This is a genomic window from Micromonospora sp. CA-248212 (genome assembly GCF_050948405.1).
Classification (GTDB): Bacteria; Actinomycetota; Actinomycetes; order Mycobacteriales; family Micromonosporaceae; genus Micromonospora.
Map to the genome: position 1 here is coordinate 711,055 of NZ_CP192023.1, position 16,887 is coordinate 727,941.

The window sequence follows — 16,887 nt, forward strand, 5'->3', positions numbered from 1 at the left end:
GTGATCAGGAGGAAACACGACGTGGCTATCCTCTCCCTCCGGCGACGCAGATCCACGGCCCTCAGCGTGGCCGCGGTCGCGGGCGCTGCCGCGGCCGGCGTGTGCCTCGCCGTCAGCAGCGCGTCCGCCGGCACGATCTCCGGCCCGCTCTATCGCGACCCGAGTTCGGCGGTCGTACGCTGGGTCGCCGCAAACCCCGGCGACTCGCGCGCCGGCGTCATCCGCGACAAGATCGCGAGCCAGCCGCAGGCCCGCTGGTTCGCCAACTTCAACATCTCGACGGCGCAGTCCGAGGCCGCCGCGTACGTGGGCGCCGCCAATGCCGCGCAGCAGATCCCGGTGATCGCGGTGTACCAGATCACCAACCGGGATTGCGGCGGTGCCAGCGCCGGTGGTGCGCCGGACCTCAACCAGTACCAGAGCTGGGTGTCCAACTTCTCCCGGGGACTGGGCAACCAGACGGTCATCATCATCCTGGAGACCGACTCGCTCGCCCTGCTGACCTGCCTGAACAGCAACGAGATCAACGCCCGTAACCAGGCGATCTCGACGGCCACCCGCACCATCAAGTCGGCCAACCCCAACGCCAAGGTCTACCTCGACGCCGGCCACTCCACCTGGAACAGCGCGGGTGAGACCGCCAACCGGCTCCGGGCAGCCGGCGTGCAGTACGCCGACGGTTTCTTCAGCAACGTGTCGAACTACAACTCGACCTCCAGCGAGGCCAACTTCGGTCGGGCGGTCATCTCCTCCCTCAACGGCATGGGCCTCTCGGGCAAGCGCCAGGTGATCGACACCAGCCGCAACGGCGGCGCCAGCGGAGACTGGTGCGGCGACGACAACACCGACCGCCGTATCGGGATGTACCCGACGACGAACACCGGCGACAGCAACATCGACGCGTACCTCTGGGTGAAGCCTCCGGGCGAGGCGGACGGCTGCCGCTACACCGCCGGTTCGTTCCAGCCCGACCTGGCCTACAGCCTGGCCAACGGCGTGCCCAACCCGCCCACGACGGCCCCGCCGACGACTCCGCCGCCGACGTCCGCCCCGCCGACCACGCCGCCCCCGACCACGCCTCCGCCGACGACCCCGCCGCCCACCACGCCCCCGCCCACCACGCCTCCGCCGACCGGTAACGGCTGCTCCGCGTCGGTGGCGCTCAACCAGTGGTCCGGTGGCTTCACCGCGAGCGTGACGGTCACGGCCGGGTCCGCGGACATCAACGGCTGGACCGTGACCATCACGCTGCCCAGCGGCGCCGCGGTCACCGGGGTCTGGAACGCGCAGGCCAGCGGCACGAGCGGAACCGTCCGGTACACCAACGTGGGCTACAACGGACGCGTGGGCGCCGGGCAGTCGACCAACTTCGGCTTCCAGGGCACCGGCACCGGCCCGGGGGCGACGGCCAGCTGCGCGGCCGCCTGACCCCGACCGAAGTCACGGCCCGGCGCGGAGGACCGCCTCCGCGCCGGGCCAGCACCATTGGGGGGTGCGGGCCGGACCGGCCAGCGGCAAGGTGACGAGTCACCATCGCCACCGTACGGCGGCCTGTGCGCGGAGACTCAAGCGTGAACTGCGGATTGTCCGATCGGTTGCGGGTCGGGATCACGACGGGCCGTTCCGTTCGCTCGTCTTCGCCCACGGGACATCTCGTGGCCGGCGAGCAACGCCAACGCGACGGCCGTCAGCAGTCCACCGAACAACGGGACGACGCGCACCCCGGCCGTCGCGAGCAGGCCCGCCCCGATGAGCGAGCCGGCCGCGAGGCCGACGTTGAACGCGACGCTGAGGCTGGCCGACGCCATGTCGGTGGTCGACGGGGCGACCTGCATGATGCGGTGCTGGATCCCCGCGATCAGTGAACTGAACGACATCCCCGCCACGGCGAGCAACGGTATCGCCGCCACCTTGCTCGCGCCGATCCCGTAGAGGCCGAGCATCGCGGCCGTGAGGAGCCCGAGCAGGCCCAGCACGACACCGAGCGGAAACCGGTCCAGGACCCGACCGACCGCCCAGGTGCCGACGACGCCGAACGAGCCCTGGACGAAGAGCAACAAGCCGAGAGACGCCGCGGCGAACCCGCTCACGTCGAGGAGGAAGACGGTCATGTACGTGAACGCGCCCATGGCGCCGGTGACCGCGAGAGTGGTGGCGACGAGGAGCACGACGAAGCGCTGTCGGTCCGGCATCGGCCCGATGTCTTCCGCACTCTGGCGCGGTGTGACACTCGGCAGGAGCAGGGCGATCGCAAGGCAGACGGCGAAGCCGAGGACGGCCATCGCGGCGAAGGCGGCCCGCCACCCGAACTCCCCGCCCAACCAGGTGCCCAGCGGTACGCCGAGGACCGGCCCGAGCGCGTTGCCGATCGAGAGTCGAGCCACGATGCGGCCTCGAACGTTCGCCGGAAACATCGAGATCGCTACGGGAAACACCACTGCCCAGAAGACGCCGTTGGTGGTGGCGGACACCAGTCGGGCGGCGAGCAGCACCTGGTAGGAGTCGGCGAAGGCCGACACCGTCGTCGCGGCGGCGAAGACACCTAGGGTGCCGGCGAGTAGTGGACGCCGTGGCACTCGCCGGGTGACCCGGGTCAGCGGCAGGGCCACGATCATGACCACGACGGCGTACCCGGTCACCAGCAGGCCGGCCTCGGACCTGGAGCGTCCCAGGTCTGGCGCGATCAGCGTGAGCAGACCGATCGGCAGCACCTCGGTGGTGACGTAACAGAACGTGGCGGCGGACAAGGCGACGAGGGCATGGACCGCGCGTCGAGGGTGCGCCATCGGCTACCTCCCAATCCTCACAGGTCGTTATGTGATTCCACCTAACCATGATTAGACGGTAGCGTGAAGCCATAGATGCTCTTTGTTGTCGCGGAGTGCCGGGCCAGGGCCGCGCGCAGGGCAACCGCCTTCAGCGGTATAGGTGGTAGCCTCGTCGATATGCCCCTCGATGTGTCCGAGCTGCCGTTGGTCGGCGGGCACCCGGCGCTCGACCTGGTCAACACCCTCGAACGAGGCGGCAACTCGCCGCCCCACGACTTCCTGTCCGACAGCTCCGCCCTGCTGAGCTGGTCGGTCCGGGCGGGAGTGATCAGCGACGCGGAGGCCGACCAGGTCGACCGGGCGTGGCACGACGAGCCGGCGGCGGCGCACGCGGGGCTCACCGCCGTGCGGGACATCCGTGCGGGGCTCCACCTCGTGCTGCTCGCGGTCATCACCGACCCGGACGGTGACACCGTCGCGGCCGGTGCCGCGCTGGTCGGACTGCACGAGCGTTGGTCGGGCGCGGCCGCTCGCGCGAGACTGGTGCTCGGCTCGTCGCGGGTGCGGCTGGCCTACGGCACGGTGCCAGCCATGTTGGTGCCCGACCGGACCGCCGAGGCCGCCGTCGACATCATGCTGACCGCCGATCCGACCCGGGTGCGCCGCTGCCCGGTGCGCGACGGTGGCTGCGGCTGGCTGTTCCTCGATCAGAGCCGCAACGGTTCCCGTCGCTGGTGCCGGATGGCTGACTGCGGCAACGTGGTGAAGGCGCGACGGCTCACCGAACGCCGCCGGGCAGCCCGATCCTCGCCCTCGTAGACATCGGGCGACCTTGACGGGCCGTGCGCCGCAGCCGCACGGTTTCCTGGTCGGCCTCGCCCTGCGGTGCCTAGCCCTGGCAGGGAGTGGTTGGCGCAGGCAGGGCTGGCGATACTTCGAGTCATGAACGCGAGAGGACAGCTCGGCGACTTCCTCCAGGCCCGGCGCTCTCAGCTGCGCCCGGAGGACACTGGCGTGCCGACCTACGGTGAGCGGCGGCGCGTTCGAGGACTGCGCCGGGAGGAACTGGCGCTGTTGGCCGGAGTGAGCGTTTCGTACTACTCCCGGTTGGAGCAGGGTCAGGCGGTGAACGCCTCTCCTGAGGTGCTCGACGCGCTCGCCCGGGCGTTGCGGCTCGACGACGCGGAACGCCGCCACCTCGGCGAGCTCGCGGCGGGCACCCGCCGTCGGCCCGCCGCGCGTCGCCCGACTCCGGAGCGGGTGAGCCCAGCGGTCCGCCAGCTCGTCGCGGTGCTCGGGGACGTACCGGTGGTGGTGCTCGGCCGCCGGGCCGACGTGCTGGCCTGGAACACCGCAGGCCATGCCCTCTTCGCCGGCCATCTGCCTCCGGAGATCCCCGAGCGGCCGGGCCGGTACGTGAACATGGCGCGGCTGGTGTTCCTGGACGCGCACACCCGCGACCTGTATGCGGACTGGCCCACCAAGGCCCGCGCGGTGGTGGCGACGCTCCGGATGGCCTCCGGGCAGAACCCGGACGATCCGCTGATGGCCGCGCTGGTCGGCGAGTTGACGGTACGGAGTCCGGAGTTCGCCGCCAGGTGGGCCGACCACCGGGTGAAAGCCGGCGGCGACACCGTCTACCAGATGCGTCACCCGCTGGTTGGCGCGATGGACGTGACGCAGCAGACCCTGCGTACCGAGGACGGCCAGAGCGTCGTGGTCGCCACCACCGAGCCCGGCTCCGCGTCCCACGCCGCGATGACGTTGCTCGTCCACGGTGCCGTCACCACCCGTGCCGGCGCTGTCCAGCCGGCTGCCCTGCGCGACTAACACCACCCCACCGGCCGACAAGAGGTGCTCCGACAGGAGCGCCGGACGCGTCGTGCCCGCACCAGGCCAATCACGAACAGCATGAGTAGGGGAGAGAAATGCGCCCAAGAATGATGACCATCGCAGTCGCTCTCGCGGCGGCCGTGACCGGCGTCGTGATCGTCGTCCCGCCGAGCGCGACGAAGGCTGCGACCGCGCCGGCCCCGCCTGCGGGGCTGGCCCGACCATCCGCCCCGCCGGCGCCCTCGCGGATCGCGGTCCACTTTGACCTGGCCAAGGGGCAGCTGCCGGAGAACATCGCGGTCGGCCCCGACGGCACGGCTTACGTCACCTTCGCGGCCGCTCGACAGGTCGCCGCGGTCACCCCGTCCGGCGGGACGCGAATCCTGGCGACTCTGCCCGCCCCGGCCGACGGCGGCGTCAACACACCCGTGCTCAAATTCGCGCTCACGACGGGCATCGTCCGGATGACGGACGGCACCCTCTATTTCCTCTACGCGAGCGGCGATGCCGCCTCCACCGGCCTGTACCGACTACGTCCCGGAAGCGTCCCGCAGCGCATCGCCGCCCTGCCGGCCGGCGGGCTTCCCAACGGTCTGGCGTTCGACGCGGTGGCGAAGAGGTTCTACCTCACCGACTCGGTGCTCGGGACGATCTCGACGGTCGCGCTGGGAGGCGGCCGTGTCGAGGTGTGGTCGTCGGCACCCGAGCTGGCTGCGGCAGGGTTCCTGGGTGCCAACGGCATCAAGGTACGCGCTGACGCGGTGTGGGCGACCAACCTCGACCAGGGCACGCTGCTGCGCATCCCGTCGCGGCACGGTCGGCCCGGACCTGTCCAGGTGGTCGCGACCGGGCTGGTCGGTATCGACGACTTCGCGTTCGTCGGTGTCGGTGACCAACGGGTCATCGCCACGCTGAACGGACCGAACACGGTGGTGAGCATCGACGCGGCCGGTCGGGCGCGAACGTTGCTGACGGCCGGCGACGGGCTGCAGAACCCGACCTCGGTGGCCCTGCGCGGTCGTACTCTCTACGTGCTCAGCGCCGCGTACACCACGGGCGTCGACCCGAACCTGGCCCTGGCAACCCTGCCGCGCCGCTGAGCTGTCCCCGTCGGTCAGACCGCGCCCCGGTCGACCAGGCTGAACGTCGTGTCGATCGGGGCGTCACCGAGATGCTCGAGGTAGATCGCTTTCTTCGTCGGGCTCCACTGCACCACCCCGTACTCGTCGCTGATGATCGAGTAGGACGTGCGTCCCTTGTCGTCCTTGCCCTCCCGGGACAGCGCGAACACGGTTGCGGCGGAGGCGTAACACTCGGCTCCCACCAACGACGCGTACTGCTCTGAATCGATCTTGACTCCGAGGCACGGTCGGTGGTCGACGTCCGGATTCAACGATTTGATCATGAAGTCGACGCCGACCGGCTCGAGCACGAAGAGCGCGTCCTTGCCGGTGCCGTCGCCGGCCTCCAGCTCGCCGTGGAACGGCAGCTTGAGGTCACGGTCGATCTCCACCAGGTGCAGCAGGATCCGCCGCTGACCGGTCAGTATCGCCCGGGTCGGGTCCGTGCTCCTCGACGGTGACGCGGTGGGCGTACCCGATGTGGCCGCGGACACGGAGGTCGCCGGTGCGCTCGCTAGCGGGCTGCCGGTCGGCGTCGAGCCAACGTGATCCGGTCCGGACCCGCTGTTGAGCAGTCGCGGGCCGAACAGTGTGGCGGACACCAACACCGCAATCACCGCCGCGGCTGCTCCGCCCGCCGTGAGCCAGCGACGCCGGCCCCAGCCCGGGCGACCGGCAGCGACGAGACCGGGTGGCATCGACCGCCCGTCCTGGTCACCACCACCCGCGCCCGGAAGCGGGGCCGACTCTCCAGCACCTCCCGCGTACCCTGCCGTCAACAACCCATCGAGCAGGTCGCGGGCGCTGGGACGAGCGGCGGGATTCTTCTCCAACGCCCGGGAGACCAACTCCCGCAGCGACCCATCGAGCCCGGTCAGATCCGGCGGTTGAGTCAGGATCCGCATCGCGGTGGCGGTAGCGGAGTCGCCTCCGAACGGGTTGCGGCCCGTCGCGGCATGGGCGACCAGGGCACCCCAGGCGAAGATGTCCGCAGCCGGGCCCACCGGATGACCGGACGCGGTGTCCAACCGCTCGGGAGCCATGTACGACACGGTTCCCACCATCTGGTCGGTCCGGGTGTGCTGGCTCGTCGCCTCGAACGCTCGGGCGATACCGAAGTCGATGACCTTGATCCCGCCCGGCGCCACCAGGACGTTCGCCGGCTTCAGGTCCCGGTGGATGACCCCGGCGCGGTGGATGGCGGTGAGCGCGGTGGCCACCCCGACCGCGATGCTGTGTAGCTGCGCCGCCCCCAGCGGCCCCCGCTCCCGGAGCACCTGGGCCAGGCTGGGGCCCTCGACGTACTCCACCACCAAATACGGCGGGTCGTGGTCCGGGTCGGCGTCCAGAACCTCGGCGGTGCAGAACGGTGGGACCTGGCGCGCGCGGTTCACCTCGCTACGGAATCGGCCCCGGAACTCCTCGTCGTGCGAGAGTTCCGGACGGACGACCTTGACCGCCACCCGCCGTCCCTGCGGCGAGCGGGCCAGGAAGACAGTTCCCATGCCACCGTCGCCGAGCCGGTCCAACACGTCGTATCCGCCGAGGCGGGCCGGGTCACCGGGACGCAGCCCGTCGTTCACGCCCGATGCCCGCAGACCGCGACCATCACGTGAACTGTTCCGCCTATCACCCGTTCCCCTTAGGTCAGTCCGACGCCGACCGCAGCCTATCGTCCGTGGCCGGTGGAGACGATGGTCGTCGACAGGTGCAGGTGCCGGGTGTAATTGCCCGAAGGGCCAGGAGTAGCTGTGGTCACCGCTCGGGTCGCGCTCCTTGCCGGACGTGGGTGGCCGGAGTGCTGCCCGGCCACCCACCACCCGTCAGATGACGATGTTCACCAGCTTCGGTGCGCGCACAACGACCTTGCGCACCTCGGCGTCCCCGAGCGAGGAGACCACCGCCGCCTCGGCGAGGGCGAGGCCGCGCAGCTCGTCCTCGCCGATCTCGGGGGCCACCTCGAGTCGGGCCTTGACCTTGCCCCGGATCTGCACCACGCAGGTGACCGTGGGCTGGCGCAGGTATGCCGGGTCGGCCACGGGGAACGGCTGACGAGCCAACGACGTGGGGTATCCCAGCCGCTGCCACAGCTCCTCCGCGATGTGCGGGGCCAGCGGAGCCACGAGCAGCACCGCCTGCTCGGCCACCGCGCGCGGCGTGCTGCCCCGCTTGACCAGGAAGTTGACCAGTTCGATGGCCTTGGCGACCGCGGTGTTGAAGCGCAGCCCGGACAGGTCGGCCGCGATCCCGTTGATGGCCCGGTGCAGGGCCCGCAGGGTCTCGGTATCGGGCTCCTCGTCGGTGACCACGAGATCGCCGGTGTGCTCGTCGACGATGGTGCGCCACAGCCGCTGGAGGAACCGGTGGGAGCCGACGATGGCTCGGGAGTCCCAGGGGCGGGACGCGTCCAGGGGGCCGGTCGCCATCTCGTACAGCCGCAGCGTGTCGGCGCCGTACTCCTCGCGGATCTCATCCGGCGAGACCGCGTTCCGCAGCGACTTGCCCATCTTGCCAGCTTCTCGGCTGACCCGTTCGCCCTTCCAGTACCAGCCGCCGTCGCGCTCCTCTACCTCCGCGGCCGGCACCGGAAAGCCCCGGCTGTCCCGGTAGACGTGGGCGGTGACCATGCCCTGGTTGTAGAGCCGGTGGAACGGCTCGTCGGACGAGACGTGCCCGAGGTCGAAGAGGATTTTCTGCCAGAAGCGCGCGTACAGCAGATGCAGGACGGCCTGCTCTGATCCGCCCACGTACAGATCAACTCCGCCGTGCGGCTTGTGCTCCGTCGGCTCCATCCAGTAGCGGTCGTTCGCGGGGTCGACCATCGCCTGCTGGTTGTCCGGATCGATGTAACGGAACTGGTACCAGCTCGAGCCCGCCCAGTTTGGCATGGTGTTGGTCTCACGCCGATAGCGTCGCGGCCCGTCCCCTCGGCCCAGATCAAGCTCGACCTCGACCCACCCGACGGACCGGGACAGTGGCGTCTCCGGGGTGCTGCTCAGGTCCTGGGGGTCATAGGTGCGCGGAGCGTAGTCGTCGATCTCCGGCAGCCGGACGGGCAGCATCGATTCCGGCAGCGCATGGGCGACGCCGTCCTCGTCGTAGACGATCGGGAAAGGCTCCCCCCAGTACCGCTGCCGGCTGAACAGCCAGTCCCGCAACCGGAAGTTGACCATGCCTTCGCCCGGACCATGCTCCGTCAGCCAGGCCGTGATGCGCTTCTTGGCCTCGGCGACGGTGAGCCCGTCCAGGGACACCGACGTGTTGGCGGAGTTCACGAGTCGTGCGTCATGGGAGACCATGGCATCGGGCCACTCGGCCGGGTCCGTGCCGCGTCCGTCCTTGGGCTCCACCACGCAGCGGATCGGCAGTGTGAAGGCGCGGGCGAACTCGAAGTCACGCTGGTCATGGGCCGGCACGGCCATGATGGCGCCGGTGCCGTACCCCATGAGTACGTAGTCGGCCACGAAGATGGGCAGCAGTTCCCCGTTTACCGGGTTACGAGCATATTTGCCGACGAACACGCCGGTCTTGGCGCGATCCTCAGCCATTCGCTCCAGTTCCGACCTGCTGGCGGCCTGCCTCCGGTACGCAGCGACAGCCTCGGCGGGTGTGGCGTACCCGCCGGTCCAGGTTTCCGGAAGCGACGACTGTTCCGGCCACGTCGCGGTCACCAGTTCGTCCACCATGTCGTGCTCGGGCGCCAGCACCAGATACGTGGCGCCGAACAGGGTGTCGGGACGGGTGGTGAAGACGTCGATCGATCGCTCGACGCCGTCGACGGCGAACTCGACGCGTGCGCCCTCGGAACGACCGATCCAGTTGCGCTGCTGCAGCTTGATCGCTTCGGGCCAGTCCAGCCCCTCCAGGTCGTCCAGGAGGCGATTACCGTACGCGGTGATGCGCATCATCCACTGACGCAGCCGGGTGCGGAAGACCGGGAAGTTGCCACGCTCGGAACGCCCGTCGGCGGTGACCTCCTCGTTCGACAGCACGGTGCCCAGCCCCGGACACCAGTTGACGGGCGCTTCCTTGGAGTAGGCGAGCCGGTACTCGCTGAGCACCTCATCCTTGTCGAGCGGGGACAGCTCCGCCCACGCCTGACCGCCCGGAACCGCGCGCTCACCGCGCTCGAACTGCTCCACCAGGGTGTCGATGGGCCTCGCCCGATCGAGCTCAGGGTCGTACCACGAATTGAAGATCTGCAGGAAGAGCCACTGCGTCCAGCGGTAGTAATCCGGTTCGATCGTCGTGATCGAGCGTCGGTAGTCGTAGGACATGCCCAGCGATCGAAGCTGGTCGCGGTAGCGCTCGATATTGGCTTCGGTCGTCACCCGCGGATGGGTGCCCGTCTGAATGGCATGCTGTTCGGCGGGCAGCCCGAAGGCGTCGTACCCCATGGTGTACAGGACGTTGTGGCCGTTCATCCGCATGAAGCGCGCGTAGATGTCGGTCGCGATGAACCCGAGAGGGTGCCCGACATGCAGCCCCGAACCGGACGGGTACGGGAACATGTCCATGACGAAGCTGCGCTTGGGACCGGCAAGACCTGCCAGGTTCCCGGTGGGGTTGGCGGCGTAAAAGGTGCCTTCCTTCTCCCAGCGCTGCTGCCATTCCAGCTCGATACGGCCGGCCAATGCGGCCGAATAGCGGAACGGCGGCGTACCGTCGTTCTCCGGGTGCTCATGACTGTTCGAAGTCATGTCGCTCATCGTCCTGTATCTCCATCTGGTCCGGTCGGGCCTGGCCCCGACTCGCGTGGACGCGGAAACGCGTGCGGGCTGCGCTCGGAAAAGGAGAAGAGCAAGCCCCGGTGCCCGGAGGCCTAGCCGCACCTGCTCCGGGGGCTGTCATTCAATTGCTCCGGGACTGCTCGGCGCTGCTCGGGAAGACGCAGTCGCGACGTATCCATCTGGAGAGACTAGCCTAGTACCTCAGCCCGAGTCGTCGACGTTGGCTGATCTGCCGGCCCGATGCGTTGCGCGGACCAGGACGCCGACTGTCGAGCATGGATGGTCCCGAGGCCACGGCGAGTCACGCAGGTTGGTAGGACCGTCGTACGAGGTGCTGGCCGACGAGATCCGGGGCGGGGGCGCGCAGGACCCGCAGCGACCCGCGAGTCGGGCGACCATGTACCGCGTGCGCGCCGTGGATGATGTCGGTCAGCCGTCGCGTCGCGCCGTCGGCGAGCAACCTGTCGGCTCGGCCGAGCAGCTCAGGCAGGTCCTGGTGAGGGTCGTCGACCGGGTACCAGCGGGAGTAGTCCTCCACGAGAAGCGCCGCCCTGGCCTGCCCCGGCACCCAGAGCACCGGTGCCAACGCGCCGGCGGGGACCGGCCTGCGTTCCACCCGGCAGCGCAGCCCGGTGTCCATGCTCTCCGCGCGGGGGTCTTCGCCACGAACATGGACGTGAAGGGGCGCGACCGTACTTCCGAAGGCCGCGGCGAGACCGGTCTGAAGCTGGGCCAGGAAGGCCAGCAGACGTCCCGAAATCCCAATCTCGAGGACCGCGGTGTCCGGGGCGTCGAGGTGAGCGAGGAACTCCGGCCCGAGCTCGTAGGCCAGCGACCACGGCTCGAGCGAGTCCCGCGGATCGGGCATGAGGGCCGCGAGGCACCGATCGGCGTAGTGAGGCGGCGGAGGCTGCTCGACGAGCAGCAGGGGAGCGCCGACCGCGGCAGCGATGCCCGCGAGGATGTCCTCGACGGCCGCCCAGCCCTCGGCCAACTGGCCGCGAGGCACGACGACGTGCATTGCCATGAACGGCGCGATGTACTCGTCGCGGATCAGGGGCTCGGTGCGCGCGACCGGTCGGTAGATCCCACTCGCGGACACGACGGCACGGGCGGTCCGATCCAGCGCTGCCGCCCGAAGCCAGCGCAGGTGCGCGAGGTTGAGATCGAAGAGTACGGGTCGGCCGTCCTCCAGCAGGTAACAGTCGAAGTTCTCGGACATCGCACGGGCGGTGTCGAGTCTCGTCCGGTCGCTCATCACCGCGTCGTGCGCCACCCAGTCCACGGACCAGTGCGCGGCGACGAGGTCATGGAAGGTCGCCATCAGGCGCTCGGCCAGGTCGAGACCGTCGCCGGTGAGATTGGTGTAGCCGGCGCCGATGTGATGGCGGCTGAGATAACCGGCCGCGATCAGTCGTCGCCGGTAGGCGGGGATCTTCCGGCTCACGTCGGGGATCATCGGGCAATCCTCACTGCGCATGTCCGGACCCGCCGCAACACCGACGTCAGGTCGGTGGTCTCGTGCGCGACCTGCCATCCGGAGGAGGCGAGAACGGTCATAAGGTCATCGCTCGCCGAGTGCTCGGGCCGCGACCATTCCTCGGCGAGCAGCACGTCGTGCTCGATGCTGCCGTCGGTCCCGAGAGCATCGCCCACGGAGTACACCGCCAGGGGGAGCCGCTGTCGGCGCAGGCGCTCCCCGGGCACGAGCTGGAAGTCGAGACCCACGGTGCGCACCGAGAAGGCGCCGGTGGCGCCGGCCGCGGTCGTGAAGTGTTGACGGGGCCCCAGGCGTGAGCCCGCCGAGACCGGGATGCCGACGAAGGTGCACCGGTTGTCGGACCATGGCGCGATCAGCGGAGCCGACAGGCGGTCCCAGTTCGCCGACCTGAGCGTCTCGTGCAAACCCCGCAGGCTCGCCCACTCCCGCGGATCGACCCGTCGCAGGCCCATCGCACGGGCTTCGGCGTACGGAGCGGGCCGGTTCACGGCTGCCTCGGGTCGGCCGTGCCGTCCGGTGCGTCGAGCCCGAGTTCCCGCGCGGCCCAGTCGAGTGAGATCTTCCCGAGATCGCGCTGGAGCAGCCGACGACCCGAGGGCGGGTCCGTGTCGGGAAGGCCCATCTGGGAGCACCAGTAGCCGGCGAGCACGGCCGCGAACTCGCCCTGCCCGGCCAGCACCTGGTCCGGCAACGGGCCGCCTTCCCTTCGCAGGCTCGGCAGCCAGGCACAGATGTCGAAGACCGGATTGCCGATCGCGGCCCAGTTCCAGTCGACGATCCGGACACCCGCCGACGTGAAGCACAGGTTGTCGCTGCGGATGTCGAGGTGCAGCAGAGAGGTTCCGTCGACCGACGCCGCGGCCGACGCCTTGCTCAGTGCAGGTAGGGCCCGGTCCAGCCAGCCGGCCGACACCAGCCCGGTCGCGAGGAACGGGTTCCTGTCCTCAGCCACCACGTCCCAACCACCAAGCAGCTCGACGTCGTCCCGCAGGAGCGGAAGCGGGAAGTCAGGTTCGATGGCATGGACCGCGTCGAGCGTTTCCAGTACCAGGCTGATCATGGTGGCGTCCCAGGGTGGGGGCCACTGCGCGTCGTGCAGTCCTTCGAGAACGAGGACCGGGTGACGGCTTCCGCCCGCGTCCCAGGCGATCGCCTCCGGCAACCACGGCGCATCGACGCGTTCGTAGATCACCGCCTCGTCCCGGAGCCATCGGGCCGTGAGCTCGTCCGTGGCCGCCTTGACGAACCGGGGGCCGCCGTCGTCGCCGACCACCAGCCATCGTTCGGCCCCGGTGAAGCCGCGCGCCACCTTCTGCCAGTCCCGGACGGGACCGAGGAGCAGCTCCACCCGGCGTACCAGATCAGCCGGTGGGCGGTCCTGGGCCAGTTCACTTCTCATGTCGATCCTTGTCGGTCTCCGGCACTACACGACCGCGTTCAACGACGCGAGCAGCTCACCGGCGAGCTGGCGACGAGCGGGGTCCGGGTCGTGCACAGCCATCCGTTGGAGGGAAGAGATCGCTCGCGTGTCGCCGCGCCTCGCGTACTCGATCGCCTGTCGGTTGCGCTCTTCCTCGTAGCGGAAGTCGAACGAAACGGTCCGTAGCTCCGGCCGATCCCAGTGGTACTTCAACGACTCGTTCTCCCAGGCGGAGTAGAGCGCGTCCCAGGCGAGCGCGGAGGTCGACGGTGCGAGGCTACGGTCGCAGATGGGCTCCGTGAGCGGCTGGAACCTGAAGTCGGTCGATATCCGGAACCGATCGGAGCGATTCGGCAAGCCGCGGTGGACCGTCAGCGAATTGAAGATGACGACGTCGCCGCGGGTGAACTCGCCGCTGCGCCAGTCCTCGTCCGGGACATCCTCGATCACTGTGCCGCCGGTGCCGCGGGCAGGGACACTCGGTCGTACGCCGCAAAGGTGCGAGCCCTCGGCGACGGCCAACGGCCCGTCCTCCCAGGAGACGTCGTGCAGGGGCACCCAACAGGTGTACGCGTTGGTCGTGCCCTGCACGGACACGAAGTCCTGATGCGCCGGCGTGGTGAAGTCCATGTTGCGAGGAGCGCTGGAGGCCGGAAAGACGATGCGGCCGATGGGGCGAGGATGAATGAGCGCGGCCTCGCCCAGGAGCGGCTCCAGGAGGCTGTCCCGTATCGAGTGGCCCACGCTGTGGAACGCCTCCGACCGGTACGCCTGGTGGTAGACGCGCCGGTAGTTCTCCTGCGGCTCGACGGTGAACTTGGCCGGATCGGCTCGCCGGTCGGCCGGATCACCGAGGAACCAGCCGTTCTCGCCGATCGGTCGGGTGAAGTCGGCGAGTACGCGTTCGAGCAGCTCGGGATCCACGACCTGACGGAGGAAGAGGTAGCCGTCCCTGCGCAGTCTGCCGAGCAGCGCCCCAGGATCGTCGAGATCCGGGGTGGAGTCATGGAAAGCGGTGATCTGGTGCCTGTCTTCTGTCACCGGCCCTACCCCCTCGGGAGGATGTGATTTCCGGACTGGAATTCGTGCGGCTCAAGGATCAGCCCGCGGGCGACGTCGACCCATCTCGTCATCGAGGTCTGGGGAGCTCGATGACCGCGCCCGACAGATGGTGAAACTCCGGCGTTGTCAGCGCGACGATCGTCCGGGCGACATCCCCCACGTCCAGGGCGGTCGCGGGATCTCGGCCAGGGAATGCGGTGCGGAACATGTCGGTGTCCATCGCCCCAGGACTGACGTAGTTCAATCGGATCCCGTCTGGTTCCAGCTCCATGGCCAGGCATTGCGTGAGGAACCCCGTTGCGGCCTTCGCCGTTCCGTACCCGTAGCCGTGCGGCCGTGGGCGGCTGCCCATCCGGGACAGGACCACAATCACGTGGCCGCGAGCGGCGGCCAGCTGCGGACGGAACTGCCGGACCAGTCGATAGGTCCCGACCACGTGCTCGTCGAGCATCGTGAGAAACGTGGTTGGCTCCAGCTCGGTCATGCCACCCAGCGACGCGCTCCCGGCACTGATCACGAGGAGATCCAACGTCCTGCCACGCGACGCCTGGGTGTGGGCGAGACGCGCCACCGAGCTGTCGTCACGGAGATCGAGCGGCTCGTAGTCGCGAGCACGGCCGTCCGCGGATTCGAGGTCCGCCCGTGAACGGCCGGTGCGCAGAACGGACCAACCTGCCTGCTCCAGCTGCTCGGCCACCTCCCGGCCGAGTCCGCGCCGGCCGCCCACGACGAGCGCGGAACTCATCGCAGCTCCTCGCCGGGTCGGGGTGCCAGCACGAGTTCCCGCGCGTCCGCGTCCAGCGATGCCTGATGGCCGATCGGCAGGGTCAGCATCGGATCGGTGTGCCCGATGTCGACGTTGAGGACGACCGGCATCCCGCTGCCGCCGTGTCGGCGGACCATCGCCTTCTCGATCTCGGCGGAGAGCTCGGGCGGTGCACGGAAGGTGCGGCCGACGACCACGCCGGCGAGGTCGTCGAGCGCGCCGGCCTGTTCCAGATGATCCAGCGAGCGCTCGATGGGGCCGAGCGACGTGTTACAGGTCTCCCAGAACAGGATCGCACCGTTCAGACTCGGGAAATAGGCGGTGCCGAGCAGTGCCTCGAGGGTCTCGAGGTTGCCGCCGATCAGCGGCCCGGACGCGCTCCCGGCGCCAAGCCAACGCTGCTCCGGCCCGGACGTCTTCGTGCGGGGCCGGACATCGTCCTGATCCCATTGGAGGAATTCATCCGTCCACGCGGGCACGTGCGGAAGAGGGCCCGCCCAGGCCCCGGAGAGGAACCGCAGCAGTTCCTGTTCCGAAACGGGTTGCGGCGCCGGGAATTCCGCCAGCTCCGGCAGCAGGGTCGGCCCATGCAACGAGACAACTCCGGCCCGGCTGAGGATCCCCAGGTGAAGAGCCGTGATGTCGCTGTAGCCGACGAGGAACTTCGGGTCTCGACGCAGCGCGTCGAAATCCAGCATCGGTAGGAGGGCGTTGCTGTTGTAGCCACCGATGCTGGCGATGATCGCGCGCACGGAGGAATCAATGAGCAGAGCGTTGAGCTCTTCCGCGCGTTGCGCCGGGGATCGAGGCTCTGACCTGGCTGCTCCTTCAGGCACACGAACCTCGAACCCCGACGCACGGAGAAAGGCGACACCACGACGGAACCGCGCAGGGGTTGGTGGCGGTTGGCTCGACGGAGAAGCGATGGCAACCGTGTCACCGGGCCGCAGTGGCGAAGGGTAGAGCAGCTTCTGGGTCATTCCTTGACCAGAACGAGGCAGCGTCGCATGGTGTCCGGCGTCACGGCGTTGTCGGTGTAGTCGTCGAGATCCTCCAGAACCCGAAATCCCGACTCCGCACAGGCTGTCTCGAGTTCGTCCTCGGTGAACCACCGTTGCCGGTGATACTCGGTCGCCCGGGTGAAGCTCGCGCCATCGCCGCGCGTGAACAAGGTGATCAGGAACTCGATGCTCCGGGTCGCCGCGTCGTAACGATTGCGCCAGACATAGGCGAAATCATCGAGATCGTCGCCGAAGTGCGAGGAGCCGAAAACCTGCTCGATCTTCCGCTGGGTGTTCACGTCGAAGATGAAGACACCCCCGGGCCGCAGGGCGGTAGCCACGCCGCGAAGCAGCTCGGCGAGCGCGCCGTCCGCAGCCATGTAGTTGACGCTGTCGAACGTGCACAACGCGGCGTCGTACGTGCCGCCGAGATCGGCGGACGGGAGGGTACGCAGTAGGTAGTCCGCCCCCTCGCCGTCGATCGCACGGGCCTGCGCGAGCATCTCCTCGGACCCGTCGATCCCCGTGACGTCGAAGCCTCGCCCGCGAAGCAGCCGCGTCAGGCGTCCGGTGCCGCAGCACAGGTCCACGACGCGCCGGGCGTCGTGCTGCTTCAGCCGTCGCTCCACGAAGTCGGCCCACCGGTCGTACGGGTTCTCGGCCGTCCACCGGTCGTAGATGGGAG

14 protein-coding genes are annotated in these 16,887 nt (G+C 69.2%); 4 read left to right on the plus strand and 10 right to left on the minus strand.

Translation table 11 applies throughout. The features are described 5' to 3' along the window. Nucleotides 1–21 precede the first annotated feature (21 nt). Nucleotides 22–1,428 carry a glycoside hydrolase family 6 protein gene (locus ACQP03_RS03320; protein ID WP_357124245.1) on the plus strand — a complete coding sequence of 469 codons (1,407 nt, stop codon included), beginning with the start codon at nt 22–24 and terminating at the stop codon, nt 1,426–1,428. Between the two features lie 137 nt (nt 1,429–1,565). On the opposite strand, the gene ACQP03_RS03325 is transcribed toward ACQP03_RS03320, so the two are convergent. After that, a complete protein-coding gene (locus ACQP03_RS03325; protein WP_433460222.1) occupies nt 1,566–2,786 on the minus strand; it encodes an MFS transporter in 1,221 nt (406 codons plus the stop codon). Nucleotides 2,787–2,945: 159 nt separating this feature from the next. Between ACQP03_RS03325 and ACQP03_RS03330 the strand changes: the two genes are divergently transcribed. The 3 genes from ACQP03_RS03330 (at nt 2,946) to ACQP03_RS03340 (ending at nt 5,701) form a co-directional block, all read left to right on the plus strand. Next, a complete protein-coding gene (locus tag ACQP03_RS03330) occupies nt 2,946–3,587 on the plus strand; it encodes a CGNR zinc finger domain-containing protein (protein ID WP_433460224.1) in 642 nt (213 codons plus the stop codon). A gap of 123 nt (nt 3,588–3,710) precedes the next feature. Further along, entirely contained in the window at nt 3,711–4,598 is an 888-nt protein-coding gene (locus ACQP03_RS03335; RefSeq protein ID WP_357124254.1) for a helix-turn-helix transcriptional regulator, read from the plus strand. 110 nt (nt 4,599–4,708) lie between these two features. Beyond that, entirely contained in the window at nt 4,709–5,701 is a 993-nt protein-coding gene (locus tag ACQP03_RS03340) for a hypothetical protein (protein WP_433460226.1), read from the plus strand. A 14-nt stretch (nt 5,702–5,715) separates the two neighbouring features. Here ACQP03_RS03340 and ACQP03_RS03345 read toward each other — a convergent pair whose 3' ends face one another. The 9 genes from ACQP03_RS03345 to ACQP03_RS03385 all read right to left on the minus strand — a co-directional run bounded on the left by ACQP03_RS03345 (nt 5,716) and on the right by ACQP03_RS03385 (nt 16,831). Beyond that, a complete protein-coding gene (locus ACQP03_RS03345) occupies nt 5,716–7,305 on the minus strand; it encodes a serine/threonine protein kinase (RefSeq protein WP_433460228.1) in 1,590 nt (529 codons plus the stop codon). A 240-nt stretch (nt 7,306–7,545) separates the two neighbouring features. Continuing rightward, on the minus strand, nt 7,546–10,422 hold the full coding sequence (gene leuS, locus ACQP03_RS03350; RefSeq protein ID WP_433461126.1) for a leucine--tRNA ligase: 2,877 nt from the start codon (nt 10,420–10,422) through the stop codon (nt 7,546–7,548). 331 nt (nt 10,423–10,753) lie between these two features. Then, nucleotides 10,754–11,911, minus strand: coding sequence for a hypothetical protein (locus ACQP03_RS03355; protein ID WP_357124263.1), 1,158 nt, complete (start codon nt 11,909–11,911; stop codon nt 10,754–10,756). Continuing rightward, nucleotides 11,908–12,357: a hypothetical protein gene (locus ACQP03_RS03360; RefSeq protein ID WP_433460230.1), complete on the minus strand. Its 450-nt coding sequence runs from the start codon at nt 12,355–12,357 to the stop codon at nt 11,908–11,910. Before ACQP03_RS03360 ends, ACQP03_RS03355 begins: the two co-directional genes overlap by 4 nt. Before the next feature lie 80 nt (nt 12,358–12,437). Then, nucleotides 12,438–13,352 (minus strand): phosphotransferase, encoded by a 915-nt coding sequence (locus ACQP03_RS03365; RefSeq protein ID WP_433460232.1) that lies wholly within the window; start codon nt 13,350–13,352, stop codon nt 12,438–12,440. A gap of 24 nt (nt 13,353–13,376) precedes the next feature. Further along, entirely contained in the window at nt 13,377–14,414 is a 1,038-nt protein-coding gene (locus ACQP03_RS03370) for a phytanoyl-CoA dioxygenase family protein (RefSeq protein ID WP_357171925.1), read from the minus strand. 88 nt (nt 14,415–14,502) lie between these two features. Then, nucleotides 14,503–15,180 (minus strand): SDR family NAD(P)-dependent oxidoreductase, encoded by a 678-nt coding sequence (locus ACQP03_RS03375; RefSeq protein WP_357171924.1) that lies wholly within the window; start codon nt 15,178–15,180, stop codon nt 14,503–14,505. Next, nucleotides 15,177–16,181 (minus strand): S66 peptidase family protein, encoded by a 1,005-nt coding sequence (locus ACQP03_RS03380; RefSeq protein ID WP_357394181.1) that lies wholly within the window; start codon nt 16,179–16,181, stop codon nt 15,177–15,179. Before ACQP03_RS03380 ends, ACQP03_RS03375 begins: the two co-directional genes overlap by 4 nt. After that, complete coding sequence (locus ACQP03_RS03385; RefSeq protein ID WP_433460235.1) at nt 16,178–16,831, minus strand: class I SAM-dependent DNA methyltransferase; 654 nt, start codon at nt 16,829–16,831, stop codon at nt 16,178–16,180. The genes ACQP03_RS03380 and ACQP03_RS03385 overlap by 4 nt, the downstream gene beginning before the upstream one ends. Nucleotides 16,832–16,887: the final 56 nt, after the last annotated feature.